Genomic DNA, 24,020 nt, shown 5'->3' on the forward strand with positions numbered 1-24,020 from the left:
GAGGCGGCGGCAAAAAGACGATCAAAGATTACAAAAATTTCAGCCGTGAGGAGCTGGAGACTTTATGCCTCGAAAAGAACGACAAGATCGCCTGCCAGCGTATCGCCGTGGACTATATCAAAGAAAATAAACCGAAAAAATGATCTAAATTTGCGAGGCTAATTTTGTGGTTTCGCTCAAATAGCGCGCGGTTAAATTTCTTTCTAGCCCGGTCCAAACGCTACGCGGATAAATTTGCCCGCAAAGCACGGCTAAAATGTCGATTAAATCGGTACCGAGCGCCGCGCAAATAGCGTAAATTTAAAAGCAATAATTCAAGTATTAGCATGCGCGCTGAAAAACCGCTAGCGCAAATTAAAAGCGATAAATCGCGCTGTGTTCTTTACGCGCAGACAAAAGGAGCGACGGATGAAAATTTTATGGCAAAGTAGGCTTCAAAACAGACTTCGCGATATCAGCAAAACGTCCTGATAAAGGGCGATCGCGCATTTTACGTAGGCGATAACGACGAGCAAAAGCAGATGAAGCTTAGAAAATTCTCGCTCGAAAGCGGCAAGCAGCTAGCCGGCGCGCCTTTCCGCGATTTTACCCGTGCCGCGACCTTTGACGATGACGGCCGCACGCTCGTAGTTTTGGGCTTTATAGACACGATTTATAAATTTAACGCCGCGGATCTCGCGCTCATCTCAAAGCACAAGAAGGGCGTGCTAAAATACGGCAATTTTATCGCGCTAAGTAGCAAGGGCGGCGATAAAAAGGCTATTACGGCGACCGACGATACGCTTTTTATTTACGATTTTAAGACGCAGGCGGGCATGCGAAAGCGATTAAAGGGCTGCACGGCGATTTTTAAGCAAGATGAGTTAAATTTCTTGATTTTTACGCGTTCGGGTCAAATTTACCGCTTAAATTTAAGCGGTTGCGAGCTTAAAATCATTGCTAAAACTTGCCCTATGGCGCAGGTGCAGGGCGTAGAAGGCGGATATTGCATTCGCGCGGGCGAGGCTGGCGAAAACGGCGAAATAGAGGGTGCTAACGAGCTAGTTTTTACGGATGCAAATTTTAACGTTAAATTCCGCGTGAAACTGGACTTTGATTTCGATAGATTCGAGCTTGCGACGGATGGACCGGACGGCTGGCGCGGGCACTTTATAAACGAGCCGAATGAGCTGAGGGTTCTTGATCTGCGTAGAGAGGCGGACGGCTTCGAGCACGGCAAAACGGGCGACCTCGAGAGCGGCGAGCACGACGACTCGGGCAAATTTGCGCACGATAAAGCCGAGAAATTTAGATGCGACGAAGCGGACGAATTTAATCGCGGCGGCTCGGGCGAATTTACACAGGGCAAGGCGAGCAAATCCGGATGCGAAGCGACGGATAAATTTGAGTACGACGAGCCCTTTAAATTTAAACTCGGCGAGCAGGTCCAATACCTCGCGGCAAAGTCCGTGTTGACGCATAAATTTAAACAAAAGGGTGCGAGAATTTTAGGCGTCGTTACGGCTGCTTCTTGCCGGGCTGCGAGCACAAAATACGAAGCGAAGCAGAAGGGCGCATTTGCCGAGCAAAATTTAGCGCCCGAAGGCGACCGCGGCATCGAAAACCTTGAATATTCACTCCTCGCTCCCGGTAAAAATGAAAAACGCAGGCATCGCACACCCGAGCGCGCCCGCGATCTCGTACTAGTCGATAACGCCTACGACGAGGATGCGGAGCAAATTTTAACCTGCTATGAGATCTAAGCCATAGTCCATTCAAGCACGCACATATTCCTGATTTAAAATTTGCAGCTATGATTTCGCGCCTTTAATTAAGGCAGGTTTGCTAAAAATTTTGCAAAAATTTTATATAGAATTCTACCAAGACGCGGCAAATACCCGTTTAAAAATTCTACGACATGCAGAGGCGAGATCGTTGCAAAAAAATCGCGGGTCGGCGATGAATAGGGCACAATGACAAGGACAAATCTTAACGCCCTAAGTGCTAGCAAATTTAAAGCGCTATTCAAAAGGCATTCGCAAAATTTTATCTCGAGCGGTGCGTTCTAAATTTCAAATTCTACGGCGCTGAGTACGGCGCGCCCGCACCCTATCAAATTTAAAATTTCAGATCAACGACGATTTGTACGGCGCGACCGCGCCCTTTCGCCGCTATCAGCACTTGACGTTTTTTGCCTTGCTGTCTTGCATCGCGCGGAAAAATTCCGCCCTACTTAGCGGGATTTCGTCAGGATGAGCGCTTCTGAAATGGCGCAGATAGCCCTCGTAATCGCCGAGCCCGATGAGCGGCGCAAGTGCGGCATCCGCGCGCGCCAAAAATTTTGCCACGGCCTTCAGGGCTGCGAGCGGATTAAATTTAAGCTTTTTCATAAACGCCCCTATCTATGTGCTCGCTTTCTGCCAGTTTAAAATACCCCTCGCTTGCGCCGCCCTTTGAAATTTTAAGGCACATTCGGATCGTTTGGACGATGACTATGATCGTGACTACGACGAAAAGAGCGCATAGCACGGCGTCGATGACGTTATTTCTGATGATAGCCTGTGCCTTTTCTATCGCGGTAGGATCGCTCAGGCTAGCGAGCTTGGCGGCGGTATTTTGCGCGATAGCCACGTGGCTTACCGCGTCGTGCACGCGCTCACCGTTAGCCGGCATTAGCTTCAAGATCGCCGCATAAAGCGTGGTTATAAGCACCCAAATCGCAGGAGCGATCGTAACGAAGGCGTATTTTTGCTTGCCCATTTTAAAAAGCACCACCGTAGCGAGCAGCAGCGCGATGCCCGCGAGCATCTGATTGGACGCGCCGAAAAGCGGCCACAGCGTGTAAATTCCGCCCATAGGATCGGTAACGCCGCTGTAGAGCAGATAGCCCCAGCCCGCCACGCAGATCAGCGTCGCGATGATGCCGTAGAGGGAATTTTTAGTATCGGAGAATGGCTTATAGACGTTGCCTAAAATTTCTTGCACCATAAAGCGCCCCGTGCGCGTGCCCGCATCGACCGCGGTCAGAATAAACAGCGCTTCAAATAAGATCGCAAAATGGTACCAAAACGCCATCAGCTCCTTGCCGCCGATGATCTGATGCAGTAGCATCGTTAGCCCCATCGCAAAGGTAGGAGCGCCGCCCGTGCGGCTCATCATCGTGGTTTCGCCGACGTTTGAAGCCAAGGTACCGATCTGATCGGGCGTAATGCTAAATCCGATAGAGCTTATATACGCCGCGGCGCTTACCGCGTCTTTGCCCAGCACCGCAGCAGGCGAGTTGATAGCGAAGTATTCGCCCGGGCTTAGGATGCACGCCGATACGAGCGCCATTACGCCCACGAGGCTCTCCATAAGCATCGAGCCGTAGCCGATGAAAAGAGTGTGGGTTTCGCGCTCGAGCATCTTCGGCGTCGTGCCGCTGGAGATCAGCGCGTGAAAGCCCGAGATCGCGCCGCATGCGATAGTGATAAACAAAAACGGAAATATTGGGCCTGCAAAAACGGGACCCGTGCCGTCGATAAATTTCGTCGTAGCGGGCATTTTAAGCTCGGGTGCGACGAAAATTATCGCGACCGCCATGCCGATGATGACGCCGAGCTTAAGGAAAGTACTTAGATAATCGCGCGGCGCGAGCAGCAGCCACACGGGCAAAATCGCCGCGATAAAGCCGTAGCCGATCGTAAGAAGCGCGAGCGTCTCGCCCTTTAGCGAAAAAACGTCGTGCCAGTACGGATCGATCGAGACGTAATGCCCGCCCCAAAGCGCAAGCATCAGCAAAACAAAGCCGATGATCGATGCCTCGCTGACCTTGCCCGGGCGCAAAAACCTCATATAAACTCCCATAAATATGGCGATCGGTATCGTCATCGCGATCGTAAAAAGCCCCCACGGCGAGTTCGCGAGCGCCTTTACGACGACCATCGCCAAAATCGCCACGATGATCAGCATGATGAAAAAAATCCCGATCATCGCGATGCCGCCGGTGAGCTTGCCCATCTCATCTTTGATCATCTCGCCGAGGCTCTTGCCGCCGCGTCGCGTGGAGAGCACGAGCACGATAAAGTCATGCACCGCACCTGCGAGCACGACGCCTACCAAAAGCCAAATAGTGCCTGGCAGATAGCCCATCTGTGCGGCCACTACTGGACCTACGAGCGGTCCGGCGCCAGCGATAGCGGCGAAATGGTGCCCGAAAAGGACGTATTTGTTCGTAGGGACGTAATCTCGCCCGTCGTTTCGGATCACCGCAGGAGTTGCGCGGCGATCGTTCAGCTCAAAGACGCAATACGCAATAAAGCGCCCGTAGAAGGTGTATCCGATCAGATAGATGCACGCGCTGGCTACTACGAGCCAGACGGCACTGATACTCTCGCCTTTATTTAGCGCAAGTACGGCGAAACACCACGCCCCTATGACGGCGACCGCCGCCCAAAGGATCTTTTGCCAAAATTTCATACTCACTCCTTAAAACTTAGCGAGCGGCTTGGGCAGTATGTCGTTTTAACAAAACGGCTCGCGCCTTTTAAGCGGGACTCGTTAAATAAAATTTAGCGCGTATTTTATCGACGTTTTTATAATTTAAGCTGAATTACAAAATTAAAAAGGGCTCTTTCGGCGTCTAAATTTAATGCCTAAATTTTGAATTTCAAATTTAAAGAGGCGGCTTAGTGGCGCGCAAAATTTTAATACTTAATCGCCCTGAATTTAGTCCTCACAACTCTTGACCGTTACGGGATTTATCGCGGTTTAAGAAATCAAGCGATAAAATCCCATGATAACGATTTTAATTTCTTAATAAAAATCGCGAATACTTTTAGGAGGAAATTTATGCCGAATCAGGTGTGCGGCTACGTACTTTTTCGCGCTGATATCAAAAGCTATGCAAGCTTCAAAAATAATTGCGCCAGCCGCGAGAATTTCATAAATTCCGCGCGCATAAATTCCCGACGCCGCTTAAATTTTAAAAATATCCGCCGCGACGAAATCTGCGCGTATAGTTCGCCTGGTGAGCTATGAGCTTTAAATTTTATCTCTTTCTAATCGCAGCTTTCATATTGCTTGCTTTAGTAGCCGTAAGTAGCGGTGGGGCGAGCATTTCGCTAGGCGACATCGTAAAATTTTTCACCTTCGGCGAGATAGACGAAACCAAACAGCTCATCTTGCTGCAAATGCGCCTGCCGCGCCTCGTGCTTGGAATTTTAATAGGCGCGCTGTTGGCAACTTCGGGGGTGGTTGTGCAAAGTGTGTTTTTAAACCCGCTTGCGGATCCCTACATCATCGGTATCGCCTCGGCAGCGACCTTCGGCGCGGTCATAGCCTACCTGCTGGGGCTTAGCGACATTTTTTACGGAATTTTCGCGTTTTTGGCCGCCAGCGGACTTTCACTCGTGATCTTTAAGCTCGCAGCCCACACCCGTTCGATCTCGACTCTGCTGATCGTAGGTATCGCCGTATCGTCGTTTTTGGGCGCATTTACATCCTTCGCGGTCTATCTCATCGGAGAGGACAGCTTTAGGATTACGGCGTGGATGATGGGCTATTTAGGCGGCGCAAACTGGCAAAAGATCGCACTTTTACTGCCGCCGCTGCTGTTTTGCATGGCGTATTTTTACGCAAAGCGCCACGAGCTAAATATCATCTTAAACGGCGACGAGGAGGCGAAGTCGCTGGGGCTCAACGTCGAGAAGTCCAAAAAGAGCCTACTCATCGTCTCCTCGCTCATCATCGGCTTTTCGGTCGCATTTACGGGGATGATAGGCTTCGTGGGGCTCATCATTCCGCACACGCTTCGCATGGCGCTTCATACGGCGAGCAACGCCGTGCTGATCCCCGCTAGCGCGCTTACCGGCGGAGTTTTTTTGGTTTTTTGCGACGTAATCGCTAAAAACGCCCTCTCGCCGGTAGAAATTCCGATCGGCGTGGTGACCTCCTTTTTCGGCGCGCCATTTTTCTTATACCTTGCGTTTAGGAAGCATGCATGAAAATTTCGGCGCTAACCTTCAGCTACGGCAAGCGAGCGATCCTGCAAGACGTATGTCTGAATTTAAAACGGGGGAAATTTTACGGGATTTTAGGCCCTAACGGCTGTGGCAAGAGCACTTTGCTAAAAAACATATTGCAAATTTTAAAGCCTGCAAGCGGGATCATCGAAATAAACGGCAAAAAGGCGAGCGAATATAGCCTTAAAGAGCTTGCGGCGCTCATCGGCTTCGTACCGCAAAAAACGGCCCTCGCCGCGCCGCTTAGCGTGAAAGAAATTTTGCTTGCGGGCAGATTTTGCCGATTAAAAAGCGCCTTTAGCGGCTACGATGCGAGCGATCACGCTAAAGTGGAGCAAACGGCAGAGCTTTTGGATGTGAAAAAATTCCTAGAGCGTAGCGCATTTGAGCTAAGCGGCGGGGAGTTTGGGCGCGTGCTACTTGCTAGGGCACTCGTCAGCGAGCCTGAAATTTTACTGCTCGATGAGCCCACGGGCGCGCTTGATATGAACTACGCTATCGAGGCGATGAAGATCTGCGAAAATTTAACCAAAACGCTAAATTTAACTAGCGTCATCGTGCTGCACGATCTAAATTTAGCCTCGCTGTTTTGCGATGAAATTTTGATGCTAAAAGATGGCGTAGTGAGGTATCGCGGCAGCGCGAGCGAGCTTTTTACGCCGCAGATCATAAAAGAAATTTACGGCTTTGACGCCCTGATAGTCGAAAATTTAGGAACTAAATTTATCTTACCGCAAAAGGAGAAAATGTGAAAAAAATTCTTATAGCTTTGCTTTCGGCGAGTTTTGCACTTGCTAAAGGCCTGGTAGTGCTCGATCCCGCCGCAGTCGAGATCATCTACGCTTTAGGCGCGCAGGATCAGATCGCTGCGATCGCCACCACTTCGATGAGCAAGATCCGCCCGGAGGCAGAAACCGCGAAACTACCGAGCGTAGGCACCTACGTCAAGCCGAATATGGAAAAGATCGTCGAGCTCAAGCCTGATCTGGTTATCACAAGCTTCCACTCCGCAGGCGTTAGCGAGAATCTGCAAAAGCTGGGACTTAAGAGCCTTGCGATGGATGCAAACTCCACCGCAGATATCTGCAAAAACGTAAAAACCATCGCGACTATCGTAAAAAAAGAGAGTGAGGCGGATAAAATTTGCGCTCAGATGGATGGAATTTTTGCAGACAAACCCGCTCTTCGCGGCAAAAAAGTAGCGCTATTTTTCGGCTCAAACGCCACTATGGCTTTCAATGACAAAACCCTCATCGGCGACATTTTCGCTCGCCTAGGCACCAAAAACATCGCGGACGGCCTAAAGGGCAGCACGCCCGCGGTATCTGCCGAATACATCTTAGAGCAAAACCCCGATATTATGGTCATCGTAGGCGGCGAGACGGAGGATTTTTTAAAAGCAAATCCGATCCTTAGCAACACCAAAGCGGCAAAATCGGGCAAAATTTTAAAGGCCCCGACGCTCATCTTGCGGGGCAGCCCGCAGATCGGCGAGACGGTGGATGAAATTTACGCAAAGGCGGCCAAATAGATGTTTAAAGAACGCATTAAAACCCACCACCGCTCCAAACTCTTCGAGAGCGTCTCCGCGAGCGAAAACGAGTTGTTCGACGCGCTGGAGCAGCCCGCGAAAGACAGCGATTGCGTGATCTATCTGCACGTGCCCTTTTGCGACAACATCTGCTCGTTTTGTTCGATGATGCGCTCCAAACTCGGCGACGAGCTGGACGAATACGCTAAATTTTTGATCCGCCAGATCAAAGACTACGGCGAGATGCCCTACTTCGACACCAAAAGCGTCAAAAGTATCTACTTCGGCGGCGGCACGCCGAGCGTATTTAGCGAAGCGCACTTTGAAAAGGTTCTGGGCGCGCTGCATAAAAATTTCAAGATCGCGGACGACTGCGAGATCAGCATAGAAACCACGCTACATAATCTAGATACGCAAAAAGCGCTCGCTCTACAAAGCTTCGGCGTAAACCGCTTTAGCATCGGCGTGCAGACCTTCAGCAGACAGGGGCGCGCGCTTTTAAACCGCGTGCATAAGCCCGCTCGCGCAATCGAGCGACTAAAGGATCTTAGAGAAAAATTTGACGGCATGCTCTGCTGCGACATCATCTACAACTTCCCGAACGAAAGCGTGGAGGAAGCGATCGCAGACGCGCGCTACGTAAATGAGCTAGGTCTAGATAGCGCTAGCTTTTACTCGCTGATGTTTTTCGAAGGCTCGGAGCTATCCAAAAAGATCGACACCTCCTACTACGATCTGCCGACTGATAAAAAGCTGCACCATGCCTTTGCAGAGGCGCTACTGCAAAGCGGGAATTTCGAGGATTTGGAGCTTACCAAACTTGCTCGAAAAGGGCGCGATAACTACGGCTACATCAAGCTAAGCCACAAGGGCACGGATATCCTACCTATCGGCAACGGCGCGGGCGGACACGTAGCGGGCTTCGGAATTTACGGCGTGTCGGGACACAAGATGATCTCGCGAATCGATGAGCGCGAGACAAAATATAGCGTGCTAAACAATCTGTTTCAATACCCGATCGTAAGCTTAAACGAGCTAAAAGAGGCCCTAAGTGCGAATATTTACGACGAAGCGGTGCAAAAGCTCAAAGAATTTGAGAGCTGGGGGCTTTTGGAGCTTAAGGATGAAAAATCAGTCTTAAACTTGGACGGAATTTTTTGGGGCAACAACATCAACGAAGAGATAGCAAACATTATGAAAAAGGATTTTGTATGAAAAAAATCGTGCTTTACACCTCACAAACGGGTAACACGAAAAAGGTGGGCGACGCGATCGCCGAGCAACTGGGCTGCGAGAGTCTAAATTTCCGCGACTTTGAAGGCGAGGTCGATGATTACGACTTCATAGCCTTGGGCTTTTACGTCGATAAGGGCGAAGCCGAAGCGAAATTTATGCGCTTTTTACGCAAGATTCACGGCAAGAAGCTTGGCGTTTTCATGACTCTAGGCGCGGAGCCGGACGGCGAGCACTCGCGCAAGTGCCTGGATACCTTTGAAGAGGGGCTTAAAGCAAACGGCAACGAGATTGTAAGGGAGTTTGCCTGCCAGGGCGCGATCGATCCGAATCTACTTGAAACGATGCGCAAAATGGCGGCTAGCGGTAACTCGCCCCACCCTATTACCCCCGAGCGACTTGCGCGCTGGGCAGAGGCTGCGAAACACCCCGACGAGAAGGATCTGGCGGACGCAAAAGCAGCATTTGCGGGGATAAAGTAAAATTTAATCGCGTCGTATCGCCTAAATACTGTGCGATGCGAACGAAATCAAATCATTACCCGTCCCCCCTCGCGATTTACACGATTTAAAATTTTATCTTTGCTAAATTTGAACGACAAATTTCATTCCTATAAGAAAATTTGCCGCTGCAGGTGCAAATCTTGCTCTAGAATTTAAACGATAAAATTTCATCTCGCGCGCAACGGATCAAATAATGCCGCTGACCTTGCGCCGCAATGCGCGCTCTTAACGCAAAAGCCCCGCTTTTGTAAGCGACCGGTCTGCGAGCGCCGCCATCATCCAATACACCGCCCGCCATTTTGCGACGGCCTGAACTTGAAAAATTCGCTTCTGCAAACAAGTAGCCTGCGAGCGTTGCGGTCACGATCATCGGCTACTCCTGTCGTCACATGCCGTAGGCGCCGCTGTCGGGCGCCGTCCTCCCGCCGCGTGACAACCCATACGCTGCTAACCACCTGCACGGCAATCCGTCGCCGCTCATAGCTCCACCTGCTTTGTCGCTGTACCAAATCCAAACCGAACCGCTAAATTTTAAATTCTACAAAAGTCTCATCGCGCATAAATTTTAATTCGGCAAATGCGTAAAATTTAGGTAAAATTCCACCCAAATGCTTTGACGGTCAAAATTTAAAGGGGCGAAAATGACGAATCTCGAGTACGCTAGTCGCATTAACGAGGCTGCGGGGCTAAATTTAAGCTTAGATTGCGAAGAGATCGATCTACAGGATAAGCTTTACGGGCTTTTTCAGTGCTTCATGCCTGACGGTGCGGGCACGCGGGCGGTGTTCGCGCCGCTGCAAAACGGCACCGAGCTGCAAGCGCGCATAATGCCGATCTACGCAGTCACGGCGCAGCAGACGCGAGAAGCGTTCGATCAAGGCGTGGCGCCCGGGTATTTTTGCCCGCCGCAAGATCCAAAATTTAACGACGAAGCGCTTAAGAGCCTAGCTTTAGCGTACGTTCGAAATTTAAAAATTTTCGCAGAATTTCTAGGCAAGAGCGAGCTTTTAAAGATGCTTGAGCAGATAAAATCCGCTCGCGTGCAGGAAGGTTTTGATTTCGCGCATAACAAATATGAGCTTGCACACGCCGTCTATGAGGTGATAACGGAGTGGATGATAGATACGCCTAAACTCGATACGAAGCTATGGGTGCTCGGCGAGGCGTACTATTCGATCAACTGCGACTACCTGCTACCTGCGTACTTGCAGTATCCAAACTACGCGCAAAGGCCGCAGGAGGGCTTTTTGAAGCCCTACTTCGAGCTGTATCTAGCGGGACGACAGATCTCGTTTGAGCGCGGCGAGGTCGTGGTTTTCACGCGCTAAATTTACGCAGGCAAGGAAGCGAATGAGCGCTCGCAAGCAGTTAAAATTTGAGCCTTTTAAACAATAAAGTGAGCAACGCTCACAAATGGCTAAAATTTAAGTTCAGCAAGTATGGGCACAAACGCTTATCGCATATCCAAAAAATCTGCGTCCTAATCAAGCAATCTAGTAGGTTTCCTATGCGTCGCGTCAAATCACTTAAATGTTTCTGCTTTGCGTAGCCGCCGCTTTCAGCACCTTACTAGAGCAAAATCTCAACACATCGTTGACGTTTGGATAATTGAATTTTTTCCATCACTCTGCTGCCCTCACTTTGTATGAGGTACCCAAATAATTTACTTGCGCTAACGCTTGTTAGTTAGAATTCATCTAAATTTTAAAGAGGAATTTTGACGCAGAATTTTATGGAATTTCGCTGCTGCAAATCTCGCAAGCGATAAAATTCTATCGATTTACGCTCTTAAATTTACTCAAATCGCCGCCTGTTTTATAAAATTCTTCAGCGTCGATCATAGTGCCGTCAGGCAGCTTACAAACGGTGTAATCCACGCCGTTGCCGTCTTTGCGGACGATCAGCTCGCCACCATTTTTGATACAAAAATCCCCAGCAGCGCTAGCCTCTGCGCTCACCGAAGCGAAAGCGCCCACCGCAAGCGCTACTGCAAAAAATCTCTTAAAACTCATTTAAATCCTTTCGTTTAATTTTGCCTGTTTTTAGGGTTAAGCTTAAATTTAGGCGCTAGATACGCTAAACCTGCGCCTACATAAATAAACCGCCTTCCATCCTCGAACACCGATAATAGCGTTTTAAATATTAAATCCTACCTAATAAATCCCAGCAGCGCCAAGTCCGCTCGCCGCTGCAAAATCAAAGCCACCAGACTTCATCCAATGCAAAATTTTAACATCATAAAATTTTGCCTTCAATAAAATTCTAGCGGCGAAATACAAGCCACATCAAAGCTATTTCTGCCGTAAAATACCGGCTATAAAAGCGAGGGCTGCAGCAAATACCAGCTCAGCGGCAAGGCAAGCGCGGATCTTAAACAATCTCGTCTATAAGCGCGAGCTGCGTTCAAGCCCCTTAAATTTAACCGCCGCTAGCCGTTTTTGCGCGCAAAATCGCTCATAAAAGTGACTAGTTTTTCAACGTCTTCGTAGTTTATCGCGTTGTAGATCGAGGCGCGGATGCCACCTAAAACGCGGTGTCCTTTAAGCCCGATCATCCCCTCGGCCTCTGCCTGCGCGACGAAAATGGGCTCAAGCGCGGCATCTGCGATATTAAAGCTCACGTTCATCAGGCTGCGGCTAGTTTTTTGCGCGTGGCCGCGGTAGAAGCCGCCGCTAGCATCGATCGCGCCATAAAGTAGCGCCGCTTTGCGCTTGTTGCGCTCATGCATCGCCGCAAGTCCGCCGATCTCGTCCTTGATCCAACCGAGCATTAAATTTAGCATGTAAATTCCAAAGGTATTCGGGGTGTTGCTCATCGAGTCCGCGTCCGCCTGCGTCTTGTAGCGCAGGATCATCGGCGTTTTGGGATTTGCGCGGTCCAGCAGATCCTTGCGGATCGCTACCATCGTGACGCCAGCTGGCCCGCCGTTTTTCTGAATGCCGCCGTAAAACATCCCTACGCTGCTAAGATCCACGGGGCGCGAAAACAGATCGCTCGAGCTATCGACTACGAGCGGGCAGGCGCACTGCGGTAGCTGCGAATACTGCGTGCCGTAGATAGTGTTGTTTGAGCAGATGTAGCCGTAATCGGCGCCCTTTGAAAATTTAACCTCGGGGATGCGGTCGAATTTACTCTCCTCACTGCTTGCGACCACGCGGTAGTTTATGCCGAGCACGCCCGCTTCCTTGATCGCTTTGCTCGTCCAGTTGCCCGTGTTGGCGTATTCTGCGACGCCGCCTGCGTATAGGTTCATCGGCACCTGCGCGAACTGAAGGCTCGCGCCGCCTTGCAAAAATAAAATCGTAAAATCGTCCGAAAAGCGATAGAGATCGCGCACGCGGCTCATCGCGCTATGCAAAACTTCCTCGAAAATTTTAGTGCGGTGCGAGATCTCCATTATCGAAAATCCGCGCCCCGCGTAGTTTAGCAGCTCCTCTTGCGCCTGCTTTAGCACGCCCAGCGGGATGGTGCTAGGTCCTGCGCTAAAATTTATTACTCTATCCATTTTGACTCCTTTAGATGATTTTTGCGTTTTTGCTGAGCTGCTGCGAGCAAAGGACGAACTCGTCGCCCGCGGCAAGCTCGCCCAAGCTCACCGTTTTGCCGCCCTTTTGGATTTGAACGAGATCTTTTGTAATCTCAAAAAATTTCGCCTTTTGCGCCAAAAGCTCGTCCTTTGCACTTAGCGTATGCTCTGCGGCGCTTAGCTTTGAGTCCACGAAGTTTTTAAATTTAAGCTCGAAATTTAAAAGCTTTGCAAGCGAGCCTGAAATTTTTGGCTCGACCGATTTTGATTTAAGCTCTAAAGCCGCGAGGCTCAGCACGTTTTGTGCGGATGAAATTTTATCTTTTATCAGCCTATCAAACGCGTCGCTTACGCCGTCTAGGCTCTGAAAGATCGCGCAAATATCGGGCAGCAGATCGATCATCGCGGCGGTGGGCGTGAGGCTTCGGTGATCGGCTACGAAATCGCTGATGCTAAAATCGATCTCGTGCCCGACCGCCGAGATGACGGGCGTTTTGGCCGTGTAGATCGCGCGAGCCAAGGCCTCGTCGTTGAAGCACCACAGATCCTCGCGCGAGCCGCCGCCGCGAGCGATGACGATCGCATCGTAGCCCTTCGCGTCGGCTGCGCACAGCGCGCTTATGATCGAAGCAGGCGCGCCCTCGCCTTGCACTAGCGCGTTATACAGATCGATTTTACAAAGCGCGAAGCGGTCCTGCGCCGTGCGAAGCATATCCGCCTGCGCTGCTGAGCCCGCGCTCGTGATGATCGCGATGCTTTGAGCAAATTTCGGAAGCTGTTTTTTGTGCGAGGCATCGAAAAGCCCCTCTTTGCTAAGCCTTTCTTTTAGCGCGGCAAACGCCGCTTCCAGCTCGCCCTCGCCGCTTTTGCGGATATTTGAGACCTGGATCTGATATGCGCCCGTGGGAGCGTATAGCGAGACTTTGCCGCTTACGATGAGCTTATCGCCCACGGCGGGGATAAAATTTATCCGCGCGGCGTTAAATTTAAACATCGCGCAATCGATCGCCGCGCTCGCGTCTTTGATCGTGAAATACCAGTGTCCGCTCGTGCTTTGAATTCTAAGCTTAGATATTTCGCCCTCGACCTCGACGAAGCTAAAGCTTGTCTCCAAAAGCGTCTTGGCTTGGGCGTTGAGCTCGCTTACGCTAAGCATCGTCGCTCTTTCGCGCGATTTTCTCCGCGATGAAAAGCGTGCTGACGTCGAAGCTGAAGCCCTTTTGCACGCGCAGCTCAAAGCCCGCATTTTTGAGCTTTTCGCTAAAGCTCGCGGCGTCTAGGAAGCTACCGATGGAGCTTGGTAGATACTCGTAGGCTTCTTTGTTTTTCGAGATGAAAGCGCCGATTTTGGGTAAAATTTTACTCACGTAAAAATCTCTGATTTTAAACGCGAGCCCGCCGCTTGCGGCTTTGGTAAATTCCAAAACCACGAGCGAGCCGCCCGGTTTAATGACGCGATTAAACTCCGCAAGCGCTGCGTCCAGCTCCACGACGTTTCTTATGCCGTAGCTGATGCTTAAAATATCCACGCTCGCATCATCCAGCGTCGTGGCGCCTGCGGTCGCTTTGATAAACTCGCAGCTAGGGAATTTTTGCTTCGCCACCTCGAGCATACCTTCGCTAGGATCGATCCCCACGATCCGCTCGATCTGCACGCCGTACTGTGCCGCGCCGTCGCGCCACGAGCTTATCATATCGCCCGTGCCGCACGCGACGTCGGCGATACTCACGAGCTTTCCCTTAAGCTTTTCAAGCGTCAGCTCGACCGCTTTTTTGCGCCACGAAACGTCCACGCCGAAGCTGATGGCGCGGTTTGCCAGATCGTAGGTAGGCGCGATCTCATCGAACATCTTTATGATTTTTTCCTGTTTTTGCACGGGCTTTCCTTATTCGTATGCTTTGATTTTGCGCAGCGATCTTTTCAGCGCGTGCAAAAGAGCCTCTTTTTCATTTAAAATTTTTTCCTCCAGCTCGGCGCGGCGATCGTTTAGGCGGGCGTCCAGAGCCAGTAGATACGCAAACGCGACGCCGCTTTTATCGCTTGCTTTTTGATAGATCGCGATGAAATTTTGACACACGCTGATATCTTGCAGCGCGCCGAAATCCTCGCAGGCAGCTTTGGTGCGTTTAAACAGCTCCCTGACGCAGCCCTCATCAAAGCTTCTTGCAAAAATTTCAAGCGCGTATCGCAGCCTCTTTAGCCCTATACGCGCGTCGTGAAATGCCTGTAGCGATGAACCTTGCTGTAAATTTTTTAGCTCCGCGCGCAAGCTTTTAATCAGCTTGCAAAGGCGGGCGGAGGCGAACTTTTTTGAAATTTTTTCATATTCGCTGCGCGCGTAGATGCCGTCCGCGCCGTTTAAAAAGCCGCTAATAGCGCCGCTTAAATCTGTAAATTCCGCGCTAGAGAGAAATTCTAAAATTTTATCCTCCGAGCGCTTTGCGATAAGATTTAGCTGCTGCAAAAAGCTCGCAGGCGCGTCGTCGGCCTTCAAAAACTCCGCAAAAACGTGAAGGTCTCGCAGCTGATTGCTGCGGCTCATAAATTCTGCGAGCAGTTTTAAAATTTCATCCTTTTTTTCCGCTTCGAAAAGCGGCGCGGATAGCTTTAGAAGCGCCCTTGCCTTGCGGGTTTGCACGCGCAGCTCGTGAAGAACTTCGGGGGAGAGGTTCTTTTGATACTCGCTTTTTGCGCCGCATGCCCGTATCCACGCTAGCTCAAGCGCCAAACGCGCGAGCTTAACGCTGTCCGCATAGGGCGGCGCGAAAAATTTAACTCGGCTAAATTTTTTAAAAACGTTGCGAGCGTGTGCGAAATCAAGCGAGCGCGGCGGGATGCCGTAGCGCGCCAGATAGCGGCTTTTGTAGCGGTAATCGTCTGTGATCTCGCAAAAATCGGTGCTGCCGAAGGTTTTTGCAAAATCAAAATTTGCGCTAGAGAGCTCGTCTTTAAATTTAGCCCGCAGCACCGCTAGCATATTTAGCTCGCCGCCGTAAAGTTCTAGCCAAAACTCCGCCTCGTCGTTAGCAAAGCCGTAGCGGTTTTTTTGCACGACGCGGGCGATCCTGCTTTTTAAAGCCTCTTTGAAGTCATCTTTTGAAATTTTAAAATTTAGAGTTTGTCTGTCGAGATCCTCTTTTTTGTGGTGCAAAGAGCATTCGTCGTTTTGGCGGATATAATAAATTTCGGGATAGAAAGAAGTATAAAACCAAGTGATCTTTACCTTGCGACATTTCAGCCCCGCACGCTCTAGCGTCCGCAGAATCGAATCGTCGCTCAATAAAAATTTACGCTTAGTTTGCATACCCGCTCCAAAAATAAAGTGGGTAATGATAGCAGAAAATTCTTTAAACTATCTACACTTTTCGCAGTCTTCGACCGTAGCCGTGATATTTAGCTTGCGGATGAAATTGCCCGCTTTGCGCTCGATGTTTTTCAAAACGTCCTTATTAAAGGCATCATCCATGAAAAGATCCGTGACATTGCCGCATTTTTCGCATACGACGTGGATGTGCGGCATCTGATAAATGTCGTAGCGGCTCTTTTTATTCGGCGCATTGACCTCGACTACGACGCCCTCGTCGAGTAGGGTGTTTAAATTTTTATAAACAGTCGCTAGTGAAATAGATGGATAGTCCTCTTTGATCCCCTCGTATAGGTCCTCTATGCTTGGATGCTCGTGGCGATCAAGTACCTTTAGGATACATAATCTTTGCGGAGTTGCTTTCAAACCGCAGGTTTTGAGTAGTTCTACGTGGCTCATTTTTGTCCTTCAAAAATTTTAAAGTGATATTATCAAATTTTACTTTAAACAAAGTTGATATTAACTAATACTTTTTATCACTTAATATTCGCTCGGTTAGAGTTTGGATATCCAAGCCCAAGCTGCGCTCCACGTCGGCGGTCTTGCCGTGCGGTAAAAAGATATCGGCAAACTCGAAGCTCACGATCTTTACGTCCGAAATTTCATTTTCTTGCAAAAATGCGCTTAAAATTTCACCGACGCCACCCTTTTTGGCGTTATCGCTAAAGACATACCAAATTTTATCTTTGTGAGCTAAACTTCGTAAAAACTCGGCGTCTAAAGGCTTTGCAAAGACTAGATCTATGACATCCGCCTCCATCTGCCCCTCTAGCGCTTCAGCCGTTTTATACGCTCTGCCAGCGCCGTTTCCGTAGCCGATGAACGCTACTCGCGCGCTATCGCTGCGCTTCAGAAACACCGATTTTGCAAGCTCTACTGCAGACGCGCCGGTCTCGTCGCAGTCCAAGATAAAGCTTCCGCGCGGATAGCGTATCGCCAAAACCCCCTCATGCGCGTAGGAGTACTCGATGATCCGTTTAAAGCTCGCCTCATCCCGCGGCGCACACATGCTGACGTTTGGGATCGCGTTTAAGAAGCTTACGTCAAAGACCCCCTCGTGCGTCTCACCGTCCTCGCCCACGATGCCGGCACGATCCATCGCAAGGACTAAGCTTAAGTTCATAATCGCCGCGTCGTGAACGATCTGATCGAACGCGCGCTGCATAAAGGTCGAATATATCGTAACGTACGGCTTAAAACCCTCGCGCGCCATCGCTGCCATCGAGCTTAGCGCATGCGGCTCGGCGATCGCGACGTCCCAGAAGCGCTGCGGAAATTTCTCGATCAGCTTATCCATGCCGGTGCCGCTCGGCATCGCGGCGGTCACGCCCACGACGTTTTCATGCTTGGCGGCTAAGCTTAAAAGCGCCTCGGCGTAAATTTGCGTGGCACTTTTGGCGGCGGATTTTTTCTTAAATTCTCCGCTTTGAATATCGAAAGGCCCTACGCCGTGCCAGCTCTCCAAATAGCCCTCGGCCTTGTCATAGCCTTTGCCTTTGATCGTCTGAGCGTGCACGACGACGGGCTTGCGCGCGCTTTTTGCCGTCTTTAGCGCCGATATTAGATCCTCTAGATTATGCCCGTCCACGGGACCGATATAATCAAGCCCCAGCTCCTCAAAATACATCCCAGGGATAATGAGCTTTAAGGAATTTTCAAAGCGCTTTGCCATATATGTCGCGCTTTGCGGAGCGTGAGAGAGCAGCTCTCTTACGTGGGATTTAAATTTTTGATATGTCTCGCCCGCCATCGCTTGGCTTAGGTACTTACTAAAGGCGCCGATAGGCTTGCTGATGCTCATTTTATTATCGTTTAGAATGATGACGCAGGGCAAGCGCAGATCGCCTAGCTCGTTCATCGCCTCATAAGTCATACCGCCGCTCATAGATCCGTCGCCGATGAGTACGACCGGCACGCGATTTTCGCGCTTTAGGCTTATCGCTTTTGCCGCGCCCACGGCTAAAGAGATCGACGTCGAGGCGTGTCCTGCGACGAAGTAGTCAAATTTACTTTCGCTAGGTTTCGTGTAGCCGCTAATGCCGCCGAACTGCCTAAGCGAGCCGAACTCCTCCCAACGGTCCGTCAGGAGCTTGTGCGCGTAGCTTTGGTGGCTTACGTCGAAGATAAACGGATCGCTCGCGGCGTCAAATACGTAGTGCATCGCCACGATGAGCTCGACCGCGCCCATGTTTGAGCTTAGATGGCCGCCGTTTTTGCTCACGACTTCGATGATGCGCGCCCTGATCTGCGTGCAGAGCTCCCGTAGCTCCTCTAGGTTTTTGTTTTTAATATCCACTCAAAATTTCTCCCAGCGTGCCAAAGACGCGATCGTTTTGCCCAGGCGTACCGATCGTGATGCGCACGGCGTTTAGCCCATAGCTTTTTAAATTTCTAACGATGATGCCGCGGCGTAGAAGCCTCTCGCAAAGCTCGCTACTATCTAGCGACGGGCTAAGTTTGAACGTGATGAAATTTGCGTAGCTAGGGATAAATTCTAAATTTTGCTCGCGCGCAAAATCCTCGAAGCGGCTCATCTGCGCGGCGTTGTTTTGCAGGCTCTTTTGCACGAAAGCCTCGTCTTTTAGCGCCGCAATTGCCGCTGCGAGGCTAAGCGTCGTGATATTAAAGGGCGGTCGCAGCTTATAAAGCGCGCTTATGATTACGCGCGGCGCGATACCGTAGCCTACGCGCATACCGCCCAGGCCGTAGACCTTTGAGAAGGTGCCCAGATAGAGCACGTTTTTAAAATTTTGAATTAAAAGCTTAGGATCAAGCCTCTTGCGCTCATCTTTAAACGCAGCAAATTCGTTGTATGCGGCATCGATCACCAAAAGCGTGTTCTCATCCACGCTGCTGGCGAACTCATACACCGCCTCCGCATCCAAGCACTCGCCCAGCGGATTGTTCGGCACACACAAAAAGATGACCGAAATTTCATCTCTATGCGCGTTATAAATTTTTAAAAGCTCAGCCAGATCGTGCTCCTGCGCGCTCGTTTTGTAAACTTTAGCCTCGCAGTGGCTTGCGTAGATGCCGTACATCGCAAAGGTAACGCCCGCCTGCAGTATCGCGCGGCGCGAATTGAGCTTGGCGTGTAGCGCAAACTCGATGATCTGATCGCTGCCCGCGCCGATGATGATATTTTGCGGCTCTACGCCGAATTTCGAGGCGAGCGCCCCCTTTAGCTCATACATCGAATCATCGGGGTAAAGATGCGCACAGGCGGCGTTTTGTGCGATCGCCTCCTGCACCGCCTCGCTCGTGCCGAAAGGATTTTCGTTGCTGGCAAGCTTTAACACGTCCTGCTTGCGGATACCAAACTCCCGCACCACAAGCTCGATCGGCTTGCCTGCTTCGTAATTGCTTAGATTTTCTACAAATTCGTTAAATTTCATCACTCCCCTCCGTTTATATAGCTTCCCAGCCATGTGATTTCGTGGCCGTTTTTCTGCGCGTTTTGCAGCACACGCGCCACGCGTTCGTCATCCACATGCCCCTCAAAATCGATGTAAAAGACGCTTTTAAAATCCCTAAGCTTGACCGGGCGGCTTTCGAGCTTGGTTAAATTTATCCCCTCGTTGCGAAACATCTGCAAAAAGTCCACGAGCCCGCCCGGGCGGTCGTCGGTTTTGGCTAGGATGCTCGTTTTGTTGCGGTCGCTCTTTTGATTTTTAAAGTCGCTCAGCACGAAAAAGCGCGTGCGGTTGGCGGAGTTGTCCTCGATCTTTTGAAACATCATCGGCACGCCGTAAAGATCGGCGGCGATCTTGGAGCAGATCGCGGCGGAGTGCGGCATGGCAGCCGCCATCTGCGCCGCAAGCGCGGTCGATTTGGTCGCGGTAAATTTAACGCCGCTAAGGCCGTGATCGTCTAAAAATTTAAGGCACTGATTGTATCCCTGCGGATGCGAGAATATCTGATCCACCGTGCTTACGTCGTCGCAGTGGCTCGCAAAGCAGTGGTGGATATCCATATAAATTTCGGCGACGATCTTAACGCCCTCGTATTTTCGCAAGCAATCAAGCGTCGCTCCCACCGCGCCTTCGGTGTTATTTTCGATCGGCACGACGCCGTATTTGGCCTCGCCGCTATCAAGCTCCTTAAAGACCGCCTCGATGTTTGAGAGCGGCAGATAGGAGCTTACCGCGCCGAAGCGGCTCTTGGCGGCTTGGTGCGAATAGGTGCCGAAAGGCCCTAAAAACGCGACTATCTGCGGCTTTTCTAAATTTCGTGAAACCGAGAAAATTTCAAAAAATATCGCCTCGATCGCCTCTTTGCTTAAATTTTGCGCCTTTCCGCCGTCCAGCCTGCTGATGATCGAGCGCTCGCGCTCCGGGCGGTAGATCGCGCTGCCCGCGGTCTGCTTCAGCTCGCCGATCTTTTTGACAAACCCCATGCGCTCGTCGATAAGGCGCAAAATTTCATCATCCAGCTTGTCGATACAAACGCGCAGATCATCGATGTTTTGCATCACAACCCTCCTTTTGCTCGCCCGCGAATTTCGGCGCGGATTTTAAAAATTTCACGCCGCCTCTTTTGCCGTACGCTTTGAAATTTTTACCGCGCGAACTTAAAATTTCATCGCTTAGGATAGCTGCGCCACAACTTCCGCACGCTAAGAAGGCGCGATAAAATTCGTCGCAGCGGGATTTGAAATTTAAAGAGCCGAGATTAAAATTTAAAGCGGGGCTTTGTTCTGGCGTGAAATTTAGAGACGCATTTTGTTCGGATTTGAAATTTAAAGCAGCGGTGTGTTTAAAATTTAGGGCCGTGCTTGCTACTGCGTTAAAATTTAAAGCCGCTGCGCGCTCGGATTTTAAATTTAAGATCGCGCCCTGTTTTAGACGGCTCGCCGCGCGGATCATACGAGATCCTTTTCGAGCGCGATTAGCTCATCAAAGCTCTCGCGCTTTCTAATCAGGCGGTCCCGTCCGTCGTAAACCGCGACCTCGGCGGCGCGGGGGCGGGTGTTGTAGTTGCTCGACATCGAAAAGCCGTAGGCGCCAGCGCTTTTGATCGCGAGCAGATCGCCATTTCTCAGCGGCGGCAAAACAACGCCTTTGGCTAGGAAGTCGCCGCTTTCGCATATCGGGCCCACGACGTCGCAGAGGCTTAAGCTCTCTGCAGAGCTTTGCGGCGCAGAATTATCCACGGCGGAGCTTAGATTAGAGGAATTCTGTGGCGCGAAATTTCCTTGCAAGCTTTGTGAAACGCCGTTTTGCGGCGTGGAATTCTGCGCCGTAGAATTCTCGATGTCGCTTTGGCTCGCGCAGCTTTCGCAGTCGGAATTGCGCTCGCTTACAAGCTCGATTTTATGGTGCGCGCCGTAGAGGCTCGGGCGTATGAGATCGTTCATCGCGCCGTCAACGATGACGAAGCGCTTGCCACAGTTTTGTTTTTCGTAAAGCACGCGGGTGAGGAAGACGCCTGCAGCCCCCGCGATGAAGCGCCCTGGCTCGCACACGATCGTGACGTCTAGCCCGCTTAGACTGCGCAAGATCCCCTGCGCATAGTCGTAGAGCACGATCTGTTTTTCATCCTCGTAGCGGATGCCGATGCCGCCGCCCACGTCGAAAAATTTTATATCGATCTCAAGGGCTCGCAGCTCTCGCAGCAGATCGCTTACGATTTTTGCGGCATCGCAGATCGGAGAAATGTCCGTAAGCTGGCTGCCGATGTGAAAGTGGATACCGACGGGATTTAAAAATTTGCTCTTTTTGGCGTAGATATACATCTTGCGCGCGGTTTCGATGCTGACGCCGAATTTATTCTCATTTAGCCCCGTGGAGATGTAGGGGTGGGTCTTAGCATCGACGTTCGGATTTACGCGGATGCTGATGCGAGCGGGCTTATTTAGATTTTGCGCGATTTGCTCCAGACGCAGCATCTCGGCTTCGCTTTCTAAATTTATCAGCAAGATGTCCGACTCCAGCGCAAACTCGAGCTCGCTGTCTTGCTTACCGACGCCCGAGAATATTATCTTATAGCTCTTTGCGCCGATATACAGAGCGCGGCGCAGCTCGCCGATGCTGACGCAATCAAAGCCGCTGCCCAGATCCGATAGAAATTTTAAAATGCTTAAATTCGAGCTTGCCTTGATCGCGAAGCAAACGAGCGACTTGCGCGCTGCGAAGGCCTCTTTGAGCGCTATGAAATTCTTTTGTATCTCGTTAAAATCGTAAACGTATAAAGGGGTGCCGTATTTGCGGGCTAAGCTTGAATAATCCATAGAATTTCCACCGATAAATTTTGCGCCATTCTAACAAATCAAGGCTTAACGATGCTTAAAAACTAAAAATACTGCGGAGCCTAATAACGCTGTTATGGGCACGATAATGCCAAGTTCTGGGATGATGACGCCGTTGAGAGAAAACCTAATTAACACGAAAAGCACTCCCCAAGCGCATAGCGTAGCGATAAAAAATCCAAAGCTTAGCAGCGCGAGATTAAAAAATCGTCCCGTAACGGGCAGATAATAATACAGAACCAATACCGCCAAAGGTGCAAACAACGGGAAAAATATCATATTATAAAGACTTGCTTTTATAGTAGAGATATTCACGCCTTGATGCGAAAAGGTGCGGATCGAACGCAAAGCATCCCTGATAGAATATACATTACTCGTATCATAAACGCTCGCAATCGAGCTTGGATCAAAGCTCTTAAGCGCCTCGCTCTGCGCGCTAAACTCACTTCTTAATCCACTTCCTCCAAGCTTAAGCTGCGCTGGTAAAGTGGTAGTATTTACGTCGCGCAGATGCCAAATTTTGCCTGCGTATTCGCCAGAGCTTGCATGCGAGCGCGAAGCAACGGAGTTATCCCCTATATTAAAGATCGTTATATCATTTGCGTTTTTGCCGCTTAGAGCTTTGATGTAGATATATTTACCCTCAAATTTCAAAAACATATCTCCCCCCGTAGGCGATAAATCGGTTAAATTCTTTTGAAATTTTAGCGCGTATGCAAACGAGGTGGAATTTAAAGCTATAAAGCCCGCAGTAATCGCAAGTGCGATCAAAAATGGAGGGATTATCAGCGCGTTTTTGCTAACTCCGAGCGCATAAAAGCTCACCAGCTCGTTGCTACGGATCATATTAAAGCCCATCAAAATAAGCGCAAAAATAAGACTTAGCGGCAGCGTGTAGCTAAGCGCGACCGCTGCGGTTAGAGCAATATACAAAAGAGCGGTATTCGCGCTTGAGGGAAAATCTTTGAGATTAGTAAGCACATCGATGCCTACATAAAAGCACTCAAGGGCTATTAGAAGGATAAAAAAATACTTCAGATAGGAAAGAGCCGCGTATTTTACGTATAACTTCACACCCTAGCCTTTTTAATCGTAAATTTTTGCGCGATCTGCTCTATATCCGAGCAAATGAGCTCCTCTACTGCGCGCGCGACATAGGGTAAAATCTCGCTCAGCTTCTCGCGCTCGCTTTCGTTAAAATTTCCAAGCACGAAATTTGCCGCATCCTGGTCCTGCCGTTTTTTGCCCACGCCAATACGTACGCGCTCGTAATCCGCACCGATTAGCGCATCAATTGATTTGATGCCGTTGTGCCCGCCGCTACTGCCGCCTTTTTTAAATTTAACGGCGCCTAGATCCAAATCTATATCGTCGTGCACTATGATGATACGCTCGGGCTTATAAAAATCATTCACGGCCTTTAGGGAGTTGCCGCTTAAGTTCATAAAAGTTTGGGGTTTTAAAAGAAGAAGCGAGCCCTTTTTAAAAAGCTCGCCTTGGAATTTAGACGAGCCAAGCTCGCTAAAGCCGCCCGTCTTTAAAATTTCGTCGATTAGCATAAAACCGACGTTGTGTCTGGTGTCTGCGTATTTCTGAGCAGGATTCCCAAGTCCTGCGATCAGTATCATAGGCGC

General features: G+C 50.2%; 23 protein-coding genes. 7 read left to right on the forward strand and 16 right to left on the reverse strand.

Translation table 11 applies throughout. The annotated features are described in order from the left end of the window. Positions 1–521 precede the first annotated feature (521 nt). Positions 522–1,742, forward strand: a complete 1,221-nt coding sequence (locus Q0372_RS07540) for a hypothetical protein (RefSeq protein ID WP_298104501.1) — start codon at positions 522–524, stop codon at positions 1,740–1,742. A 411-nt stretch (positions 1,743–2,153) separates the two neighbouring features. Here Q0372_RS07540 and kcuS read toward each other — a convergent pair whose 3' ends face one another. Together kcuS and Q0372_RS07550 are read right to left on the reverse strand one after the other, a co-directional pair. Next, positions 2,154–2,369 (reverse strand): KCU-star family selenoprotein, encoded by a 216-nt coding sequence (gene kcuS, locus Q0372_RS07545; protein ID WP_298104511.1) that lies wholly within the window; start codon positions 2,367–2,369, stop codon positions 2,154–2,156. Beyond that, positions 2,356–4,437: a carbon starvation CstA family protein gene (locus tag Q0372_RS07550; RefSeq protein ID WP_298104514.1), complete on the reverse strand. Its 2,082-nt coding sequence runs from the start codon at positions 4,435–4,437 to the stop codon at positions 2,356–2,358. The genes kcuS and Q0372_RS07550 overlap by 14 nt, the downstream gene beginning before the upstream one ends. 557 nt (positions 4,438–4,994) lie before the next feature. Between Q0372_RS07550 and Q0372_RS07555 the strand changes: the two genes are divergently transcribed. From Q0372_RS07555 to Q0372_RS07575, 5 genes are read left to right on the forward strand one after another with little or no spacing between them, the layout of a single operon-like run. After that, a complete protein-coding gene (locus Q0372_RS07555) occupies positions 4,995–5,963 on the forward strand; it encodes an iron ABC transporter permease (RefSeq protein WP_298104516.1) in 969 nt (322 codons plus the stop codon). Further along, on the forward strand, positions 5,960–6,733 hold the full coding sequence (locus Q0372_RS07560; RefSeq protein ID WP_298104518.1) for an ABC transporter ATP-binding protein: 774 nt from the start codon (positions 5,960–5,962) through the stop codon (positions 6,731–6,733). The genes Q0372_RS07555 and Q0372_RS07560 overlap by 4 nt, the downstream gene beginning before the upstream one ends. After that, complete coding sequence (locus tag Q0372_RS07565; protein ID WP_298104520.1) at positions 6,730–7,512, forward strand: ABC transporter substrate-binding protein; 783 nt, start codon at positions 6,730–6,732, stop codon at positions 7,510–7,512. The genes Q0372_RS07560 and Q0372_RS07565 overlap by 4 nt, the downstream gene beginning before the upstream one ends. Beyond that, positions 7,513–8,727 (forward strand): radical SAM protein, encoded by a 1,215-nt coding sequence (locus Q0372_RS07570; RefSeq protein WP_298104522.1) that lies wholly within the window; start codon positions 7,513–7,515, stop codon positions 8,725–8,727. Further along, positions 8,724–9,227, forward strand: a complete 504-nt coding sequence (locus Q0372_RS07575; RefSeq protein ID WP_298104524.1) for a flavodoxin family protein — start codon at positions 8,724–8,726, stop codon at positions 9,225–9,227. Before Q0372_RS07570 ends, Q0372_RS07575 begins: the two co-directional genes overlap by 4 nt. A 166-nt stretch (positions 9,228–9,393) precedes the next feature. On the opposite strand, the gene Q0372_RS07580 is transcribed toward Q0372_RS07575, so the two are convergent. Then, on the reverse strand, positions 9,394–9,618 hold the full coding sequence (locus Q0372_RS07580) for a hypothetical protein (RefSeq protein ID WP_298104525.1): 225 nt from the start codon (positions 9,616–9,618) through the stop codon (positions 9,394–9,396). Between the two features lie 271 nt (positions 9,619–9,889). On the opposite strand from Q0372_RS07580, the gene Q0372_RS07585 reads away from it, so the two are divergent. Continuing rightward, positions 9,890–10,576: a hypothetical protein gene (locus Q0372_RS07585; RefSeq protein WP_298104526.1), complete on the forward strand. Its 687-nt coding sequence runs from the start codon at positions 9,890–9,892 to the stop codon at positions 10,574–10,576. Positions 10,577–11,020: 444 nt separating this feature from the next. On the opposite strand, the gene Q0372_RS07590 is transcribed toward Q0372_RS07585, so the two are convergent. The 13 genes from Q0372_RS07590 to pth form a co-directional block, all read right to left on the reverse strand. Beyond that, the gene (locus tag Q0372_RS07590; protein ID WP_177388543.1) at positions 11,021–11,260 is read right to left on the reverse strand and encodes a DUF333 domain-containing protein; all 240 of its coding nucleotides are present in this window, start codon (positions 11,258–11,260) and stop codon (positions 11,021–11,023) included. Positions 11,261–11,676: 416 nt separating this feature from the next. Next, on the reverse strand, positions 11,677–12,753 hold the full coding sequence (gene serC, locus Q0372_RS07595) for a 3-phosphoserine/phosphohydroxythreonine transaminase (RefSeq protein ID WP_298104527.1): 1,077 nt from the start codon (positions 12,751–12,753) through the stop codon (positions 11,677–11,679). Between the two features lie 10 nt (positions 12,754–12,763). Then, on the reverse strand, positions 12,764–13,930 hold the full coding sequence (gene xseA, locus Q0372_RS07600; protein ID WP_298104528.1) for an exodeoxyribonuclease VII large subunit: 1,167 nt from the start codon (positions 13,928–13,930) through the stop codon (positions 12,764–12,766). Beyond that, complete coding sequence (gene ubiE / locus Q0372_RS07605) at positions 13,923–14,651, reverse strand: bifunctional demethylmenaquinone methyltransferase/2-methoxy-6-polyprenyl-1,4-benzoquinol methylase UbiE (protein WP_298104529.1); 729 nt, start codon at positions 14,649–14,651, stop codon at positions 13,923–13,925. Before ubiE ends, xseA begins: the two co-directional genes overlap by 8 nt. Before the next feature lie 9 nt (positions 14,652–14,660). Then, positions 14,661–16,079: a CHAD domain-containing protein gene (locus Q0372_RS07610; RefSeq protein ID WP_298104530.1), complete on the reverse strand. Its 1,419-nt coding sequence runs from the start codon at positions 16,077–16,079 to the stop codon at positions 14,661–14,663. 48 nt (positions 16,080–16,127) lie between these two features. Then, positions 16,128–16,538, reverse strand: coding sequence for a Fur family transcriptional regulator (locus Q0372_RS07615; RefSeq protein ID WP_297880504.1), 411 nt, complete (start codon positions 16,536–16,538; stop codon positions 16,128–16,130). 64 nt (positions 16,539–16,602) lie between these two features. Next, positions 16,603–18,435 (reverse strand): 1-deoxy-D-xylulose-5-phosphate synthase, encoded by a 1,833-nt coding sequence (gene dxs, locus Q0372_RS07620; RefSeq protein WP_298104531.1) that lies wholly within the window; start codon positions 18,433–18,435, stop codon positions 16,603–16,605. Next, positions 18,425–19,534 carry a histidinol-phosphate transaminase gene (gene hisC / locus Q0372_RS07625; RefSeq protein WP_298104532.1) on the reverse strand — a complete coding sequence of 370 codons (1,110 nt, stop codon included), beginning with the start codon at positions 19,532–19,534 and terminating at the stop codon, positions 18,425–18,427. Before hisC ends, dxs begins: the two co-directional genes overlap by 11 nt. Then, on the reverse strand, positions 19,534–20,610 hold the full coding sequence (gene pheA, locus Q0372_RS07630) for a prephenate dehydratase (RefSeq protein ID WP_298104533.1): 1,077 nt from the start codon (positions 20,608–20,610) through the stop codon (positions 19,534–19,536). Before pheA ends, hisC begins: the two co-directional genes overlap by 1 nt. Then, complete coding sequence (locus Q0372_RS07635; protein ID WP_298104536.1) at positions 20,594–21,004, reverse strand: hypothetical protein; 411 nt, start codon at positions 21,002–21,004, stop codon at positions 20,594–20,596. The genes pheA and Q0372_RS07635 overlap by 17 nt, the downstream gene beginning before the upstream one ends. Continuing rightward, positions 21,001–22,368: a diaminopimelate decarboxylase gene (gene lysA / locus Q0372_RS07640; RefSeq protein ID WP_298104539.1), complete on the reverse strand. Its 1,368-nt coding sequence runs from the start codon at positions 22,366–22,368 to the stop codon at positions 21,001–21,003. The genes Q0372_RS07635 and lysA overlap by 4 nt, the downstream gene beginning before the upstream one ends. A gap of 45 nt (positions 22,369–22,413) precedes the next feature. Beyond that, the gene (locus Q0372_RS07645) at positions 22,414–23,460 is read right to left on the reverse strand and encodes an LptF/LptG family permease (RefSeq protein ID WP_298104543.1); all 1,047 of its coding nucleotides are present in this window, start codon (positions 23,458–23,460) and stop codon (positions 22,414–22,416) included. Next, a complete protein-coding gene (pth, locus tag Q0372_RS07650) occupies positions 23,457–24,014 on the reverse strand; it encodes an aminoacyl-tRNA hydrolase (protein ID WP_298104547.1) in 558 nt (185 codons plus the stop codon). Before pth ends, Q0372_RS07645 begins: the two co-directional genes overlap by 4 nt. Positions 24,015–24,020: the final 6 nt, after the last annotated feature.

It is taken from the genome of uncultured Campylobacter sp., from assembly GCF_937997405.1.
GTDB lineage: Bacteria > Campylobacterota > Campylobacteria > Campylobacterales > Campylobacteraceae > Campylobacter_B.